This window comes from Nocardia sp. NBC_01730, from assembly GCF_035920445.1.
In the GTDB taxonomy this organism is placed as follows: domain Bacteria; phylum Actinomycetota; class Actinomycetes; order Mycobacteriales; family Mycobacteriaceae; genus Nocardia.
On sequence record NZ_CP109162.1, the window covers coordinates 1534261 to 1550701 of the forward strand.

Sequence of the window (16441 nt, forward strand, 5' to 3'; positions counted from 1 at the left end):
GCGTGGATGTTGATCCGCAGGTGCTGGTGAAGGCGGCCGAGGGCATCAATGTGATCGTCGGTGAGCTGTCCGATGTGGGGGTGAAGGAAACCGGCGCAACGGGTCGCGGGTTCTCGTTGTTGGCGTTGTCGCCGTTGGAGGCTGGTCGGCAGAACGTGCAGCAGGCGATGGAGCGGTTCGCTGAACGTTGGTCGTGGGGTGTTCGGTATCTTGTGCAGGCGGGCAACGAGATCGCCGAGGTGCTGGGTTTGGCGGCGGGCCGTTATCAGATGATGGATCAGCTGGCGTCGGACACGATGAAGCAGATGTGGACGCATTTGGTGGGCAACCCGCATCTGTCGGGGGATGAGATCACGTCGCGGTCGTGGACGGACACCGTGGCCGACAACGGGATCAATCAGATCCGCAACGCCGACTACACCGGCGACTCGCTCGATGCGGCTATGGCCAAGATCGGCACGAATATGCAGGTGGTTCACGCGGTCGGGCCGCAAGCTCTGGCGAATCTCGGCAACTACGGTACCGGCCAACAGCCGGGTTGGAATACCGGTGCCGCGCAGCAGGCCGCGGCTATCACACAACCAGGGGGAGGCTCGTAGGTGGGGATCGGGTTCGACAACTTCATCAACAGTGTCGGCGACGCGGTCGAGGGCGTCGTCGAAGCCGGTATCGAGGCGGCAGGCCAAGCCGCTGACGCCGGTTTGGATGCGCTCGCTACCGGCGCGCGCGCTGTCGGTGCTGATGGCGTTGCGGAATCGCTCGATGATCTGGGGGATCGGATCGCTTCGGCGACCGGTGGCCAGGTCGATGAGCGTGAACTCGGTGAAACCCGTGATCCGAAGGAACTGATACGCGGGGAGCCCTCAGCTATCCACGACGCCGCGGAAGCGTTGCGCACGATGGGCACCAGCATTGATTCCACCGGTGATGCGTTGCGCACGATCGACACCGCGAACTGGACCGGTTCTGCCGCGGATGGCTTCAACGCGGTCTTCGACAAGCAGCCGAAGTTGTGGTGGGACGGCGCCGACGCGATAGGTAAGGCCGCGACTGCATTGGATAGCTGGTACAGCGAAGTTGTTGCCGCGCAAGGAAAAGCCGCCGAGGCGATCGCGAAGTGGGATGAGGCCGACACCGAGGAACGCTCGAAGAAGAACGAGTGGAACGCACTGTCGGACAAGGAAAAATCCGGCCGCACACTGGCCGACACCTGGACTCCGATCCGTGACGCTGCCCGCGATATTCTGCGTGGTGCACGTTGGCAACGCGACAACGCGGCGTCCACGGCAGCGGGCAAACTTCTCGAGGCTGCCTCGACCGCGCCCACGGAACCGCCGTTCACCGAACGCTGGTCGGGCAATCTGAGCGATCTGGCCGACATCTATCAGCATGGTAAGGAGAGCTTCGGGTCCGGGTTGTTGACCAGCTTCACTTCTATGGTGCAGTTCGTGCGGGCGGTGAATCCCACCGACACCTACAACGTGACGCATCCGGCCGAATACCTGTCGAGCGTGTCGAGTTTGGGGACAGGTCTGGTGGTGGCCGCGGCCGATCCGGGTGCGGTCGTGTCGTCGGTGGTGTCGGACGCGCGCAGGAATCCGTTCGAGTTCGCCGGCAGCATCACCGGTGATGCGTTGTTGACCGTGGCGACCGGCGGCGCCGGTGGCGCGAAAACAGCCGCGACCGCGGTCAACAAGGTCGAAGACGCCGTGCGGATCACCGACCGCGCCACCGAACTCGGCACCCACACACCCCGACCCACGGCGGCCGCCCGCGAGATCCCCACCCCCGGCCACGACTCACCGGCACCCAACACCCAGCCTGCCGCCCACACCACCCCCGACCCCCAACCCGACGCACCCGGACCCCACACCACCGGTGATCGCCCCACCGACACCCCGGCCGAACCTCGACAGCCGGATGCGCCATCGCAGCAACCACATCCGGATGCAGAGACCGGACCGGACACCGACGATGCACCGCAGCGCGCCGACCAGGACTCGAATCCCGCTACGCACCCTGGCGACACCGGCTCTTCCGTGCCATATCGGGCTGAGGACTCCGCGCCTACACCGCACCCGGGCTCTGATCCCGCACCACAGCATGCCGACCCCGACACCCCGGCGCCCACCGATGCGGATCGGCCTCCAGCAGCTCACCCGGATCCCGAGACGGGTCACCATCCTGACTCCGACGCCAGCCCTGCAGCACCGCACCATGAATCACCGGCCCCCGCCGACCATGTGGGCGACCCAGACACCCATCCCGGCGGCCACGATCAACCACCTGCCCACCACGAACCGCACGACAGCACCCCCGCGGATCCGACACCGCAGCAGCGGGCCGACGCCGACCATGACGCCTACGATAGCGCGCAGGACTCCAGCCATGAATCCGATCGGACCCCCGAACAGAAGACCTGTACCGACGACCCGGTCGACATCGCGACCGGCGAATTCCTGCTGCCCGAAACCGACATCGACCTACCCGGCATCCTGCCGATGGTGCTGCGGCGAACACACCGGTCGAACTACCGATTCGGTCGGTGGTTCGGCCCGTCGTGGTCATCGACCCTGGACATGCGGATCGTCGCCGAACACAAGGGTGTCACCTTCGTCGGTGAGGACGGGATCATGCTGGCCTACCCGCACGCTGAACCCGGTGTCGCGGTGGAGCCGGTCACCGGCGGACAACGCTGGACGCTGACACGCACCGACACCGGCGGCTATCGCGTCCACGATCAGCAGCGGGAACTGATCTGGCACTTCGCCCCCGAGCCCGCCCTCGCGGGCCTGGAGTCCCGACTCGGCAACTACGCCATCTCAGCGATCACCGACCGCCACCTCAACCGTATTCGCTTCCACTACAACACCGACGCCGAACCCGTCGCAGTGTCACATTCGGGCGGCTACCAGATCGGGATCGAGACCACCAGCGGGCGTATCACCGGACTATCGGTCCACGCCACCACTTCCGGCGACTCCTCGGCGCAGGTCCGGGAGTTCGCCTACGAGGCGGGGAGTCTGGTCGCGGTGAGCAACGGTGTCGGTGCGAGGATGCGATACGCCTACGACGACGCCCACCGCTTGAGGTCGTGGACCGATTCCAACGGCAACGAGATGGTCAACACCTACGACGAGTCCGGTCGCGTGGCCTTCCAGCGCGGCACCGGCGCGGTGTTGAACACCGATTTCGCCTACCTCGACTTCGCTGACGGCACCGGCCGACTCACCACCGTCACCAACTCCCTCGACGCGGTCACCAGCCACGGCTTCGACCGCGACCTGCAACTACGCGACCTGATCGACCCCGAAGGTGGCCGCACCCGCATCGCCTACAACTCTGACCGCAAACCCCTGCACGTCACCGCCGCCGACGGCGGGAAAACCAGTTACCGGTACACCGTCGACGGCGACCTCGCGCAGTTGACCCGCCCCGACGGGCGATCCCTCACGGTCGAGTATTTGTGGCGCAACCGTCCGACCATGATCACTCGCCCGGACGGCACGGTGTGGCGGCAGGAATGGGACCGTGACGCCAACCTCGCCGCCACCATCGATCCGGCCGGCAACCGCACCGAATACTCGTATCACCCCAACGGTGCGCTCGCGACGATCACACAACCCAGCGGCGCCCGAACCATCATCGAAGTCGACACTGCCGGGCTCCCCATACGAGTCACCGATCCGCACGGCGCGCTCACCCGTATCGACCGCGACGACTTCGGACGCCCCACACAAGTAACCGACCCTCTCGAGAAAACCACGCACTACCGGTGGTCACCCGAAGGCAAGCTACTCCAACGCACCGATCCCGACAGCCATACCGAGACCTGGACCTACGACGGCGAAGGCAACGTCCTCACCCACACCAACCGCGCCGGTGACATCACCCGGTTCGCCTACGGAGCGTTCGACCTGCTGGCGACACGGACCGAGCCCGACGGGTCCACCACCCGCTACACCTGGGACACCGAACGACGACTCACCACCGTCACCAACCCACTGGGCCACACATGGACCTACACCTACAACCCAGTAGGGCGGCTGGTCGCCGAAACCGACTACAGCGGCGCCACCACCCGATACACCCACGACAAAACCGGTCGCGTCACCACCATCACCGCCCCAACCGGTATCACCCGCCACCAGACCCACGACCCACTCGGTCGCCTCACCGAAATCGCCTCCGACTCCGGCGACTGGGTCCGCTACACCCACGACCCCGCAGGCAGGATCCTCACCGCCGTCACCGGCACCAACGAAAACCTCATCCACACACTGGAATTCACCTACACCCCGACCGGTGCACTCGCCACCCAACGGGTCGACGACCGGCCGGTGACACGCCACGACTACGACCAGCTCGGGTACCGGGTCCGCCGCACCAGCCCGACCGGCGCGACAACCAGCTGGACGCACGATTTCACCGGCCGTGTGCGTGCCCTCACAACCGGCCATCACAATCTCGCCTTCTCCTACGATCAGCTCGGCCGTCTCACCGACTGGCGCACCAGCGAAATCGCGGTCGCGCTCGACTTCACCCCGAGCGGTCGCCTCGCCCACCAAGCGGTGACAGGATTCCCGAGCACCTCCCTGGACCTGGGTCCCGCGACAGCAACACGACCCGCCCCTCGGGTGCTGCGCCACGACGAATACAGCTACCGCCCAGACGGATACCTCACCAACCACACCCTCCACCACGCTGCAGACGCACCGCAACGCTACGACTACAGCCTCGACCCGATGGGCCGGGTCACGACGATCACCCACGACGACGTCATCGACGAGCAGTACACCTACGATCCGCTCAGCAACATCACCAGCGCACCACGATCCCACCCTGACAGCGCCGAACCCGGGCCGCCCGCTGTCGCGGCACCACCGCCCACCCCGCGACCTCCTGTCGACTCATCGGTGGGACGGGAGTACCGCGGCAACCTCCTCATTCGCGATGGCCGTACCCGCTACCACTACGACGAGTCGGGTCGGCTGGTCCGCAAGACCACCACCCGGCTCTCCCGCAAACCCGATGTCTGGCACTACTGGTACAACAGTTTCGATCAGCTCGTCGAGGTCGGAACCCCTGACCATCAACGGTGGCATTACACCTACGACGCTCTCGGGCGCCGCACCACCAAAAAACGCCTCGACACCGACGGAACCGTCGTCGACCGCACCGACTACACCTGGGACGGCACCCGACTCATCGAACAATCCACCAGCGAATCCACTATTCGTTGGGAACATCAACCCCACTCACACACCCCGATCACCCAAACCACCGACCAGGCCACGGTCGACCGCGAGTTCTACGCCATCATCACCGACCTCGTCGGTGCCCCCACCGAACTCATCGACCCCGACACCACCGACACCGTCGCCACAGCGACCACCGACCTGTGGGGTCGCACCCATTGGAGCGGGCGAGCTGACACACCACTGCGGTACCCGGGACAGATCCACGACCCCGAAACCGGCCTGCACTACAACCTCCACCGCACCTACGACCCCGCTACCGGCCGTTTCCTCACCCCAGACCCTCTCGGGCTCGCCGCCTCACCCAACCCCAGCACCTACCCCCACAACCCCACCACCTGGTCCGACCCTCTCGGCCTCATCCCGAACGAATGCGCAAACACCCCGACCAGCAATCCTCAAAACCCCGCACCGGCGGACGCCGCGCCCGGGGGAGCGCCTCCGCAGAGCCTCTACCACTACACGAATCAGGACGGCCACGACGCGATCCTGGAAAGCCAACAGTTGCGCCCGTCGCTGCGTGAACACAACCCGAAAGACGCCCGCTACGGTGACGGGCAATACCTGACCGACATCGAGCCTGGAACGCGCACACCCGCTCAACTGTCGGCGGCGTTCCTGCGCGTACCGTGGGCCGGGCAAAAGTTTTCGCACTTCCTGGAAATCGACGTCTCCGGACTGACGGTCGTCCAGGGAAGGCCTGGTGTCTTCGTTGTCCCCAACACTGAGCCCCTCGATCTCGCAGGGCGGATCGTCCGATCGGGAAGGAACTGAGTATGCGGTATGTGAAAGTCACCTGGCACCACGACTTCGATGATGAGCCCGTCCACTACTTCCACGAAGTCGGCGACGACAACTATGAAACACGCCGAGTCCAAACCTACCGCGACGGCCATGCCGAATGGGCCGACGAAACCCACGAAACAGCCACCGCCGGTGTCGCCGAGATCCCGATCGCACCCCCCGAAGAGATCGCAAGCCAACCCGAGTTCGAAGCCGAACACATCTCCCAGGAAGAATTCGAACAGCAGTGGCTACGGGCACGAGAGACACGACCATGAGCTGCGGAGCGACTCACCCCGATGCGAAAGCGAGCGCTCGAACGAAATACGTGACATGGCGGTCGAAGACGGGGCGTCGGAATACAAGATTGCGGCCCCCAGCTCGGGTGATGCTTCCCGCAGTGCGAGGGCAGCTCTGCTGATCGGACGAAGCCTGTGGAAGGCGCAGTTGAAGTCCGATGTGGCCGATGATGCGTCGAGCTCGAGTTCGGGGACCCGCCATCGGTCCCAGTCCTGGCCGTCGCCCTGCCATCGGCCCCTACCGTCCAAACGGTATCCCCGCAGCAGACGTCGCCACGGATGGGACGTGAGACGGCTACGGTGGGCGTATGTGCCGGCTGGACCGTATCACCATCGACCCCGCCATCTGCCACGGCAAGCGGCAATGCCGGTAGTCCGCGGATGCGGTATCCGTCGAAACCCTGCTATGTCTACTGGCCGCCGGTGAGGCCATTCCCATGATCTTGGCTGACTACCCAGACCTCGAATGCGAAGACGTCCCGTCAGTCCTCGCAGCCCTCGAATACGCTGCCGCTGTGGTGGCTCGGCATTCGACCGTCAGACCCACACGGTCAGGATGCGACGTCAGGCTATCTCCGCGATCGAGGGCTGGAGCGCATGACGAAAGTGCTCGGGGTGAGGCAGGCCAGTTTTTCGAGCAAGATCGAGGGCGCTCCTCGCCTCCGCTACCGGATGGCTTAACGCAAGATCGCAGGTGTAGTCAGCGATCACTTGCTCGTAGACGTCAACTGCTTCGCCGGGTAGACCCAAGTGCGCAAGTGCAGCGGCCTTATGGACGAGCGCCATTGCTACTTGTTTACGCAACTCGGGGGTTGGGTTGTCGCGGTAATTGGTTATCACGTGGTCGCAGATGTCTAACTCCTCGTCGAACCGCTCCAACTGCCCGAGCGCGAAGGCTTTGTTCACCATGGCCGCAGCGACCAGACGTTGCTGAGATGGGGACCCGCGGTATTTGGCGATCATCTGCTCGCATGCCGTTATCGCGTCGTCGTATCGCTCCAATTGGCCGAGCGCGAAGGTCTTGTTTGCGAGCGCCTTTGCGACATGGTCCCACATAGAGGTTTCGCGGGCATAGCCGGTTATCACCTGTTCGCAGACGTCCAATTCCTCGCCGAACCGGCCTAGCTGCTCAAGTGTGGAGGCTTTGTTCACCATTGCTTCGGCGACCCTCTCCTGCATAGAAGGGTCGCGAAAATACCGGGTAATCACATGATCGCAGAGATTCAGCCCCTCCTCATACCAGCCGAGTTGCGAGAACGCAAAGGCTTTGTGCACCAGAGCCTCGGCAACCTGCGCCCGCATGGACGGGTCGTGACGATAGATCGTGATTACCTGTTCGTATACATCGACCGCTTCCACGAACCGACCCGAATGCCCGAGCGCGATACCTTTACTGACCATTGTCCAAGCGGATTGCATCCGCTGCGCCAGAGGCAGGTGACGGCTGTATTGCACGGGATTCCTGACGAGAGCAAGATCGCATGCGTTGTTTGTGCCTTTGCGTTCCGGCGCCGGCGCATTGCGTGAGCGCAGCACACGTCGGAGATGACGGTAGATTTCGTCGAGCGTGAGGAATTCCTCGGCGTCCGGTGCTCCGCGTTCCAGAAGATCGAGAAGAGCCCCAGTGAAGGCTGTATACCGATCACCGGCGGGCGCATGCGCAGGTGTGTTCGCGGAGGTAGAGGTCAATGTGTATGTTCCGCTGATCTCTACTTGCCCGGTCGCGAGCGATGCGGGGTCGTCGCCCCCCATTGCCTCATATGCCCGGCCGGAGAAACAACAGTCGAGGATCAGCACCCTGTTATGGGCGCCGGACTCGGCCATCACTTCACGAATGTGACTCATGTCCAAGGACGTCCAGTGGTAGGCCTTCTTTGCTGTCCGCGGAAGGCCCAGGTAGAGGCGGCCTCGCTGATCCAGCACCCCGTGCCCGGCGTAGTAGACGAGCAGTAGGTCCTCGGCGACATCGGCAGCCCCTTGCAGGAGCGGCCAGATCGATCCCGGATCGGCGACGTCAACGGCGGACGCGCAGTTCTTTTCGGGGAATGCTGCACCTGCGCTGCCCGTCAGGACAGTTTTCAGGTCCTCGATGTTGTGACGCACGGCTGGCAAATTGGGCAGATGGTTGTCCTCGTATTGGCTGGTGCCGATCAGGACCAATTGGGAGCGGGGCCCGTCCGGCAACCGCATGGACTATCTCCTCACTCTGGCGCGCTTGGGCCGAAAACCTTGGCGATCTCGTCAGCCGCTGGCCCTTCACCGGTGACCTCGATGTTGGTGCCATCGGGTGCGGTGATACGAACGCTGATCCCGGAGCGACGTTGCTGCAGCCAAATCGAGATCGACTTGGCGAGAAGTGTCGCCGCGCCGCCACCTCCCAGCGCCACGATCAGCACATCCTCCAGTGCCCCCATATGCTCGGGCTGCACCACCGCGTCCCGGGCTTGGACGCAGCCACGGAACTCGGGCTCTTGGGCCAACCAGTCTCGCAGAGACAAGATCTCATTGTATGGATCACGGCTTCCCAGCGCACGAAGCTCTGCGTCAATCACTGTGCCCCCTCGGTCGTCGATCGCAACATCGTGCCGCCTCAGTTTGCTCCTCATCTAGAAGACATCGAACCTGAAGGTGGACGACGCGGATGGCCGATGCTACTCATCGCCAGGCTCTGCCAACGAATCGCGTTGTTAGACGGCCTTAAATTAACCTGTCGCGGTCGAGTTTTCCGACGCGGCCGAGTACGGTGCGCCGACGCTGGTCAAACAGCGTTTCGATCTGCTACATAGACAAGTCGACGTGGCCACCGGAGCGTGTGCAGCGGTTCCTGACCGAGATTGGTGTCCAGCCGGGTCTGCATGTGAGCCTGCTGAATTGGGATTCCGGGTTGGTTGTCGGTGCCCGGACCTGGCGGCTGTAGGGTCGGTCGTATGCCGCAGCGCATCATCCGGATCGCCACCCGATCCAGCCCCATGGCCCTCGCCCAAGCCGAACAGGTCGCCGCCAACCTCGAAACCCTTGGCGCCGACATCGGCACAGAGCTGGTCAAGGTCACTTCCGCCGGGGACCGGTGTCCGCCGGGGACCGGTGGATGGGCGACCTGTCCAAGCTGGGCGGCAAGGGCGCGTTCGTCAAAGAGATCGATGACGCGGTGCTGCGCGGCGACGCCGATCTTGCGGTGCACTGTCTCAAGGACATTCCCGGCGATATCCCGATCACCGGCGGCCTCGCGTTCGCAGGCTTCCCGCCGCGGGAGGATGTCCACGACGCCATCATCACCGGCACCGGCGCCCCGCTCGCCGCGATGCCCGACGGCGCGGTGGTCGGGACCAGTTCGGTCCGCCGCACCGCTCAGCTGCGGCTGCACTACCCGCACCTCGAGGTGAAGCCGTTGCGCGGCAACGTCAACACGAGGTTGGGCCGTCTCGAAGACGGCCACGTCGACGTACTGATCGCCGCGGTATCCGGACTATATCGGGTGAACCAGCAGCACCGGATCACCGAAATCCTGCCGATCGAGGTCATGTGCCCGCCGATCGGCGCCGGGATCATCACCCTCGTCTGCCGCGTCGATGACACGCAGTTGCTCGAACTGGGCGCACGACTCGACGACGCCGAGACTCACCGCCACGCTGATGCCGAGCGGGCGATGCTGCACGCCCTGCAAGGGCACTGCAACTCGCCGATCGCAGGGGTGTGTACCACCGATGCGACAGGGCGATTGTCGCTGCACGGCAAGGTGTTCAGCCTCGACGGCGCCCAATGGCTGGACTCTCACCACTGGGGCGTACCCGACGTCCCGCAAGCACTGGGGTTCTTCGTCGGCTCCGACCTACTCCGCCAAGGCGCCCGCACGATCATCGACGCCATCCCTCACTGACCGGCACTACCGCACGGCTGGCGTCGCCCATCCGGATCGAGGTAGCGGTAAACGGTCTTACGCGACACCCTGATCATCCCGGCGATCTGCGCGACGGTGTACTTCCGGCGGACCTGATGGTCGAGTTCGCCGTAGATCTCGCGCGCGTATGTACATCTCGCAAGCTTTGACCACATACAATTCGGTCAGCTCGGTCGTCGGCCGCCGACCCGGGCACGAGCACGAGCACGAGCACCAGCCGATTCCAGCCCCGCGAAGATTCCTTCGCTGATCAGTCGTCCAGCATCTCGTCATTGCGGCGATGATACGGAACAGGCAACGACCGGCAAGGGTCGTGGTGGGGGTATGCCCTGCTTCAATACGATCAGGTCCACACCGCGTCATCGAGCTGCGCGGCAAGTTCGGTGCCACCAATCGAAACAACCGAGACAGGCGGCGATCAACAGCTTTTAACCGACGGGCCCGAAATGTCTGGTTGCGCATTGAAATCTAAGGTGACGATCCACGCCGCCAGCAGCGCGTCGTTCAGGAGGCATATGGATCTAACGACGGTTAGCCATCGCCAGCGGTTCGCGGATGATGGCTAACCGTCGTTAGATCGTTCGCTGCTCGCTAGATGTCGGTGTCACCTGCGATTCTGAACGGGTTGAGAATTGATGGGAGGTGATCATGGCCGGCATTGCGGGCGCGCTCGAGGTCGGCGAGCTGGAGAGGTCGCGGCGTCGGCCGCGTTCGGTATGGGCTTGCGAGTTGTTGGAGCGGTTCCGTCAGTATCTGGATGGCCGGGCGGACTTTGCCAATAACACGCTGGAGACGTATTACGAGCGGATCTCGGACATGCTGGCCTGGCTGGAGAACACGCAGGATCATCCTGGAGCGCTGAACGATCCTGCGGCTCGCGACCGTGCTGTGGCCGCGTATCGGGATCATCTGCTCGAGCAGCGAAGTGCGGCGACGGCGAAATTAGCGTTGGCGGCAATCGATACGTTTTATCGCTGGCGTGGGTTGGGGCCGGCGGCGGTTGCTCGTGTGAAGGTGAGGCCGGCGAGGCCGAGAACTCTCGACAACGACGAGCAGCGTGATCTGCTTCGGGCAGCTGCCGATCACGGCCCTCGCGAGGATGCCATGGTCAGGGTGCTGCTTCACAACGGGCTGACCGTCTCGCAGGTGCACCTGCTCAATGCGGATTTCCTTCAGTTGACTGACAACGGCGGGCACCTGCACGTGCACAGTCTCGACGGGCAGGTCAGGACTGCGGTTCTGGCTGCCAGCACACGGGAGGCGTTGCGGCGGTGGCTGGTTGAGCGGCGTGCGATCCTGCGACGTTCGGGTCGTCGGCGCCGGGCGTTGTTTATCTCGCGCGACGGCCGTGACAGCCGGTTGATCGCGCCGTCGATCGACCGGATCATTCGCGATCTCGGCCGAGAGGCTGGGGTGACCGAACGGATCTCGCCGGGCACGCTCCGGTACACCTTCGACACCCGGATGCTCGAGTGCGGAGTAGACCCAGCGCTTGTCGCTGCGGCGATGGGCCTGACGCGACCTAACGCGACCCGGGTCCGCACGGTGCTCGATCCGCAGGACCCAGTAGCGGCCGCCGCGATAGCCGAAGCGCTGGCGTTCGTCGCCCACGGAGGCGCGGCACGGTCTCCAGTCCTGCCTGTGCGTCCTGAGCCGGTGTCGGAGCAGTTGACGTTTCCTCTGAATGGCAGGTAGAGCCTGTCCAGGAGGAGTTGGATTGCGGTACCCCCGTTGGCCGGGCGGCTTGTCCAGGTTCGTTTGTGCGGGATGTGATGGCCCGCGCAAGCGATCACCGGCAGTGCTGCCTCTGTGGCAACCAACCCGAACGTGTTGCTTCGCAGACACATCAGCTCCGCACGTGGGGTTCGTTCGTCGTGCACTTCACCCGCAGGGTCGACTCGGGCGCGCCTGCCGCGCGCGCGTGACGTTACCCCGCGTGCGCGCAGTTCTGTAACCGAGCCGGAGTAATTCGCCTGGAAAATGACTGAATTCGAGCACGATGCTCTGCCTCGTCAACCGGATGGGACGGCCTGCCAACACGAGCAGGAGTGCCTGCACGCCGGCAAGCGCCACGACAACCAAAATGGTGGACCGACTCGATGTATGTGGAGCCGACATGGAAACACGAAACGATGTGCTGGCAGTGAAGGGGCTTGGGCTCAATCCCCGTCGAACAGGCGTGCAATCCGCCGTCATCCGTCAGCAGACCATGACAGATGATCGACCGGGCATTGCTGCTGTAGTCAGTGCCCACAGCCGCCGGGATCGGACCGCGCGGTGGGGCTTGATGGCGCCCGGATAGGGCGGCCATCGCCGATAGTGGTGTGGGTTTACTGCTGATGAAACTCGGCTGAGCGATCTGAGCGCGCTCCCGGGCTCGTCGGGTCACCATTGGGGCCTGTTGGCGCGCGCAGCCCGGTCGCTGCGGGCGCAGTACACTCAGATCGGGTCGGCGGCCGAGTGGTCGGGTTTGAGGGCGGTCTGTCTGGGGGGCCTGCGGCAAGCACGGAGACGAGGTAGTCCTCGGTGTCGCGGCGGTGCCATGGTTCGGCGGGGACGCGGTGATCGTCTGTCGGCCTGGTGGGGTGGGGTGCACCGAATCGGGTTGCCAGCCAGGTGGTCCAGGCGGCGCGTTCGTGGCGGTGGCGCGCGATGCGCTCGGTGTGCGCCTGCTGGAGTCCGTGGGCGCGCGCGATGTCGTCGAGGCTGACCGGGCCACGCTCGACGAGTCCGCGGGTGTGGCTGATGAGTCCGGTGGTGGAGAGTGCGGCGAGGGCGCAGTAGCCTGCGCTGCGGCTCATTCGGGCGGCGGAGAGCGCGTCGGCGGGCGTGGTGAGGCCGTGGTGGACGATCACTTCATAGAGGCGTCGGCGGTGGATGCCGAGCACGCTCCATGCCTGGTGGACCGGTTCCACCTGTGCTTGATTGCTCTGTACGGGGTCCGGGCGGCGGCTGAGTCGGGGGGTGACCAGGGCGTAGCGGTCGGCGAGTAGGCCTGTGCCGCGGCGGACGCGGAGCAGGGGAGCGCCGGGCAGGTCACGGATGTCCCGAAGTACTTGCCAGAGGGTGGTTTCGGGCATGCATCCTGCCATGATCGACAGTGATCGACCGCCGAGTTCGACCACCGGTACTCCTTTGACGACGTGGCCGCCGACGACCGAGGCGTAGGCGAGGGCTTGGAGGACGGCGAGGGCGTTGGATCGTCGGGGAGAGTGGGGCCATTGGGCATCGATCCAGTGGGTTGCGGTGGCGAGCCAACGGGTTTGAGTTTTCGCGTGAAAGCGGTGTTCCCCCCTGCACCCCCCTGTGTGCTCTTGTTTCTTGTGCCCGAGTGGCAGGAATTCGGGGGCGTTGGTGGAGGCCCATCTGCAGGCGTGGTCCCAGTCTCGGCGTAACGCGGTATCGGCACCGTGCCCGTAACGGGTGTAGGCCTGAGCTAGTCCCGCCCAGGAACCGCCGGCGGAGGGGAGTTGTGCCTGGATGTCGGTGAACGACATTCCCTGCATGGCAGCGGCGGCGAGCACTGCTTGGCGCGCGGCGGAGCGGTCGAGTCGACCGTCTCGCGCGCGCCACCGCTGGTCGTCGGGCGTGAGGCCGTGGACAGCGAAGGTGGTCACCGTCGCGGGCATCGGTGTCCGGCGGCGGTATTCGGTGCGCAGTCGGGCACGATCGCCGCTGCCTTCCCACAGATGCGTGCGGTCTGGCGTGCTCGCGCATGGTGCGCTCGTTCGGGTCACGCGCGACGCGCGCGCACCGGGTGTGGTGCGCGCGGTGGTGGGTGTGATGTGTGCTGCGCCGAGGAGTTCAACCAGGCGGGCCACGAAGCCGGGGGTGGAGCGGGCGATGAGGGTGTTGGCGGCGGCGTCGAGGCTGCCGTCGAGTTGTCGGTATCCGCCCTCTTTGCAGCGTGAGCCGGGCGGGGTGAGGGATCCGGTGACATCGTTGAACATCGGGGTGATGTCGAGGGTGGCCAAGCGCTCGGCGAGCAGCCGCATGATCGGCTCCACTTCACTTTTGGTGAGGGCGGTGCCGATCGGGAGTGGGACGAGGATGTGTCGGCCGCCGCTGGTGCTGCGGTCGGTGATCGCGCGGCCGCCGCATTCCCGGATCCAAGCCAGGCATTGGTGCACGTCGCGCTCGACCTTGTCCGCGCTGTGGTGTTTGGCGTCGAAGTCCAAGCCCAGCAGTCTGGTTCGACGTCGCACATAGAGGGGCAGCGCCGCCGGTTGGGGCGGTAGTCGTTTGGTCAGTTGTTGGGCGTGTTCGCTGTAGCGGCCCAGTTCGGGGCGCCATAGCCGCATGGAACGCCGCGCTGCCAGCGATGGTGCAAGTCGTGTGAACGTCGCCTGCGCAACCATGTCGGGTGAGCTGAGGGGGGCGGTGGGAGCGGATGGTTCGGGTATCGGGGATAGCTGGTGCGGGGTTGCGCTGGAACCGCTGCTGTCGTTTCTGGCAGCAGTTGATGGCGCGCCCATGCGTGAGCTACCCTGAAGCCTGCGTGTCAATGCGTCAGCCTTCGGGTTGTTCGGCCCTCAGTTCGCAGCTGGGGGCTTTTGTTTTGTTGTGTGTCTGTCGTGGATGCCTCGATGCGGTCGAGGCACCCACGACGCGGGGATTGCCCCGGCGTTTCAGGGTTTTCGAGTGCGGCTCGGCGGCGTGTTTACGCCGTTCGCCCGGTGAGGCGTGCCTCCTGTTCGTGGGGGGTGGTGCGGAATCCGATGATGTCGGCGCATTTGATGATTCGATCGACCGTTGAGCGGGTCCAGTCGGTGTGGGTGTCGCGGCTCATCTGAGTTGCCACGGCGTTGGCGTTGAGTCCTCCGTCGGCCAGCCGCAGGATTCCGACGATGTGGGCAACGGACTTCTGGGACGCCCTTGTCCGTACCATCTCCATGGCCACCGCGGTGTAGCGGTCATGCGGCTCGGCGTCGACAGCGGTCGTGGCGTATGGGCCTTGGTCTACCGAACCGCCAACGGGTGTTGGTGCCAGCGCGGCAACCGATTCGGTGGTTGTGGTGGCCTCGGACCGCGTCGCAACGGGTGCGAGGTGACGAACTATCGCCGCCGCCTCCGGCTGGCCCGTGTGCACAGACTGGAATTCCGTTGCGCTGCTTGCGGAGGGATGCGAGTACCCCGATCCGACGACATGCTCGCGACGATCGGCACCTGTGTTGCCGGTCTGGTCGCTGCTGGTGTGGCTGCTGTCGTGTGGGGTGGTGACCTCGGCGATCAGGGTGGCGTAGCGGGCGGAAAGCCAGGCGTGGAGCCACATCAGCACGACCACCATGATCGGTGCGACCGAGTATTCCGCGGCGCGCCCGAAGTTCCCCGTGGCCACGTGCGGTCCGCAGTTGAGGCTGACCGTGGCTATCAACAGTGTCGCTTCGAAAGCGATGATCTTGGTGCGTTCCACTCGGTGCCCGAGCCGGGCGGCGGTGGCGGCTTGAGACATGATCTCCAAGACCGGTACCGAGATCATGGCCTCGATGCCGAAGGACAGGATCCACAGCAGCCACCATGTGGGCCCGGTCGGGCCGTCGGCGGGGGCAAGATTGCGTCCGACATTGATCGCTGACCACACCAGCCCCACGGCCATGACCACACGCAGCCGCAGCGAGGACCACGTCGCCTTGCGATGCAGCGTGGCCTCCTGAGCGTCGGCGCTGGTGAAGCGCCGTCGACTGGCTCGTGCCCGTGTATGCCACCGGCGCTGACGGTCGTCGTGGCGGCGGATCCGCTCGGTCTCGCGGCGGTCGCGGTTCTCGGCGGCGAGGTCGGCGACGAACACACGTTTGCGTTGACGGCGCGCTTTACGACGCAAGCCCTTCCGCAACCGTCGCTCGGCGTCGATTTCACTGTCGTCCATCGCCTCATAGAGCTCGACGCTGTGCTGCAACGGGATTCGAGCGCAGGCCTGGTCGACACGCTCGGCCAGGTCGGCTCGGATGTGCGGTGTTCGCTGCGACCACGGCCAGCGCAGTCTGCGCCGACGGTAGGCAGGGATCATGTCGATCTCGTTCGCCACGCCTCGCCCATTGAGGTCGGAATCGGTTGTGGCGGTGGGCTGGTCAGTGATGGTTGTGGTCACAGCGCAGCTCCCTGGGCGAGAGACGGAGTTACGTCGAACGCTGCCGATGGTCGTCTGTGTGTCCGTCGGCGTGGTGTCGTACTCGCGTCAGGGCATGCCACCGTGGGGTCGATGT

The 16441-nt window shown here is 64.9% G+C and carries 10 protein-coding genes and 1 pseudogene; 6 read left to right on the forward strand and 5 right to left on the reverse strand.

Translation table 11 applies throughout. The features are described 5' to 3' along the window. Positions 1-2 precede the first annotated feature (2 nt). From OHB12_RS06115 to OHB12_RS06130, 4 genes and pseudogenes are all read left to right on the forward strand, one after another. Entirely contained in the window at positions 3-599 is a 597-nt protein-coding gene (locus tag OHB12_RS06115; protein WP_327116949.1) for a hypothetical protein, read from the forward strand. Then, entirely contained in the window at positions 600-6032 is a 5433-nt protein-coding gene (locus OHB12_RS06120; RefSeq protein ID WP_327116950.1) for a putative T7SS-secreted protein, read from the forward strand. Positions 6033-6034: 2 nt separating this feature from the next. Further along, on the forward strand, positions 6035-6319 hold the full coding sequence (locus OHB12_RS06125) for a DUF6881 domain-containing protein (RefSeq protein WP_327116951.1): 285 nt from the start codon (positions 6035-6037) through the stop codon (positions 6317-6319). 419 nt (positions 6320-6738) lie between these two features. Next, a pseudogene (locus tag OHB12_RS06130) lies at positions 6739-6837 on the forward strand (DUF433 domain-containing protein); the annotation flags it as partial. A 67-nt stretch (positions 6838-6904) separates the two neighbouring features. Here OHB12_RS06130 and OHB12_RS06135 read toward each other — a convergent pair. Beyond that, a complete protein-coding gene (locus tag OHB12_RS06135; RefSeq protein WP_327116953.1) occupies positions 6905-8530 on the reverse strand; it encodes a caspase, EACC1-associated type in 1626 nt (541 codons plus the stop codon). A gap of 11 nt (positions 8531-8541) precedes the next feature. Beyond that, positions 8542-8838 carry an effector-associated constant component EACC1 gene (locus OHB12_RS06140; protein ID WP_327116956.1) on the reverse strand — a complete coding sequence of 99 codons (297 nt, stop codon included), beginning with the start codon at positions 8836-8838 and terminating at the stop codon, positions 8542-8544. 590 nt (positions 8839-9428) lie between these two features. Between OHB12_RS06140 and hemC the strand changes: the two genes are divergently transcribed. Next, entirely contained in the window at positions 9429-10217 is a 789-nt protein-coding gene (gene hemC, locus OHB12_RS06145) for a hydroxymethylbilane synthase (RefSeq protein WP_327116958.1), read from the forward strand. Here the strand turns inward: hemC and OHB12_RS36155 are convergent. Beyond that, positions 10211-10393, reverse strand: a complete 183-nt coding sequence (locus tag OHB12_RS36155; protein ID WP_442799976.1) for a terminase gpP N-terminus-related DNA-binding protein — start codon at positions 10391-10393, stop codon at positions 10211-10213. The two genes, hemC and OHB12_RS36155, sit on opposite strands and share 7 nt — an antisense overlap. A 493-nt stretch (positions 10394-10886) precedes the next feature. On the opposite strand from OHB12_RS36155, the gene OHB12_RS06150 reads away from it, so the two are divergent. Further along, positions 10887-11933 (forward strand): tyrosine-type recombinase/integrase, encoded by a 1047-nt coding sequence (locus OHB12_RS06150; RefSeq protein ID WP_327116960.1) that lies wholly within the window; start codon positions 10887-10889, stop codon positions 11931-11933. Between the two features lie 635 nt (positions 11934-12568). Here OHB12_RS06150 and OHB12_RS06155 read toward each other — a convergent pair. Continuing rightward, the gene (locus OHB12_RS06155) at positions 12569-14539 is read right to left on the reverse strand and encodes a hypothetical protein (RefSeq protein ID WP_327116962.1); all 1971 of its coding nucleotides are present in this window, start codon (positions 14537-14539) and stop codon (positions 12569-12571) included. Between the two features lie 359 nt (positions 14540-14898). Beyond that, positions 14899-16326: a hypothetical protein gene (locus OHB12_RS06160; protein ID WP_327116964.1), complete on the reverse strand. Its 1428-nt coding sequence runs from the start codon at positions 16324-16326 to the stop codon at positions 14899-14901. Positions 16327-16441 lie beyond the last annotated feature (115 nt).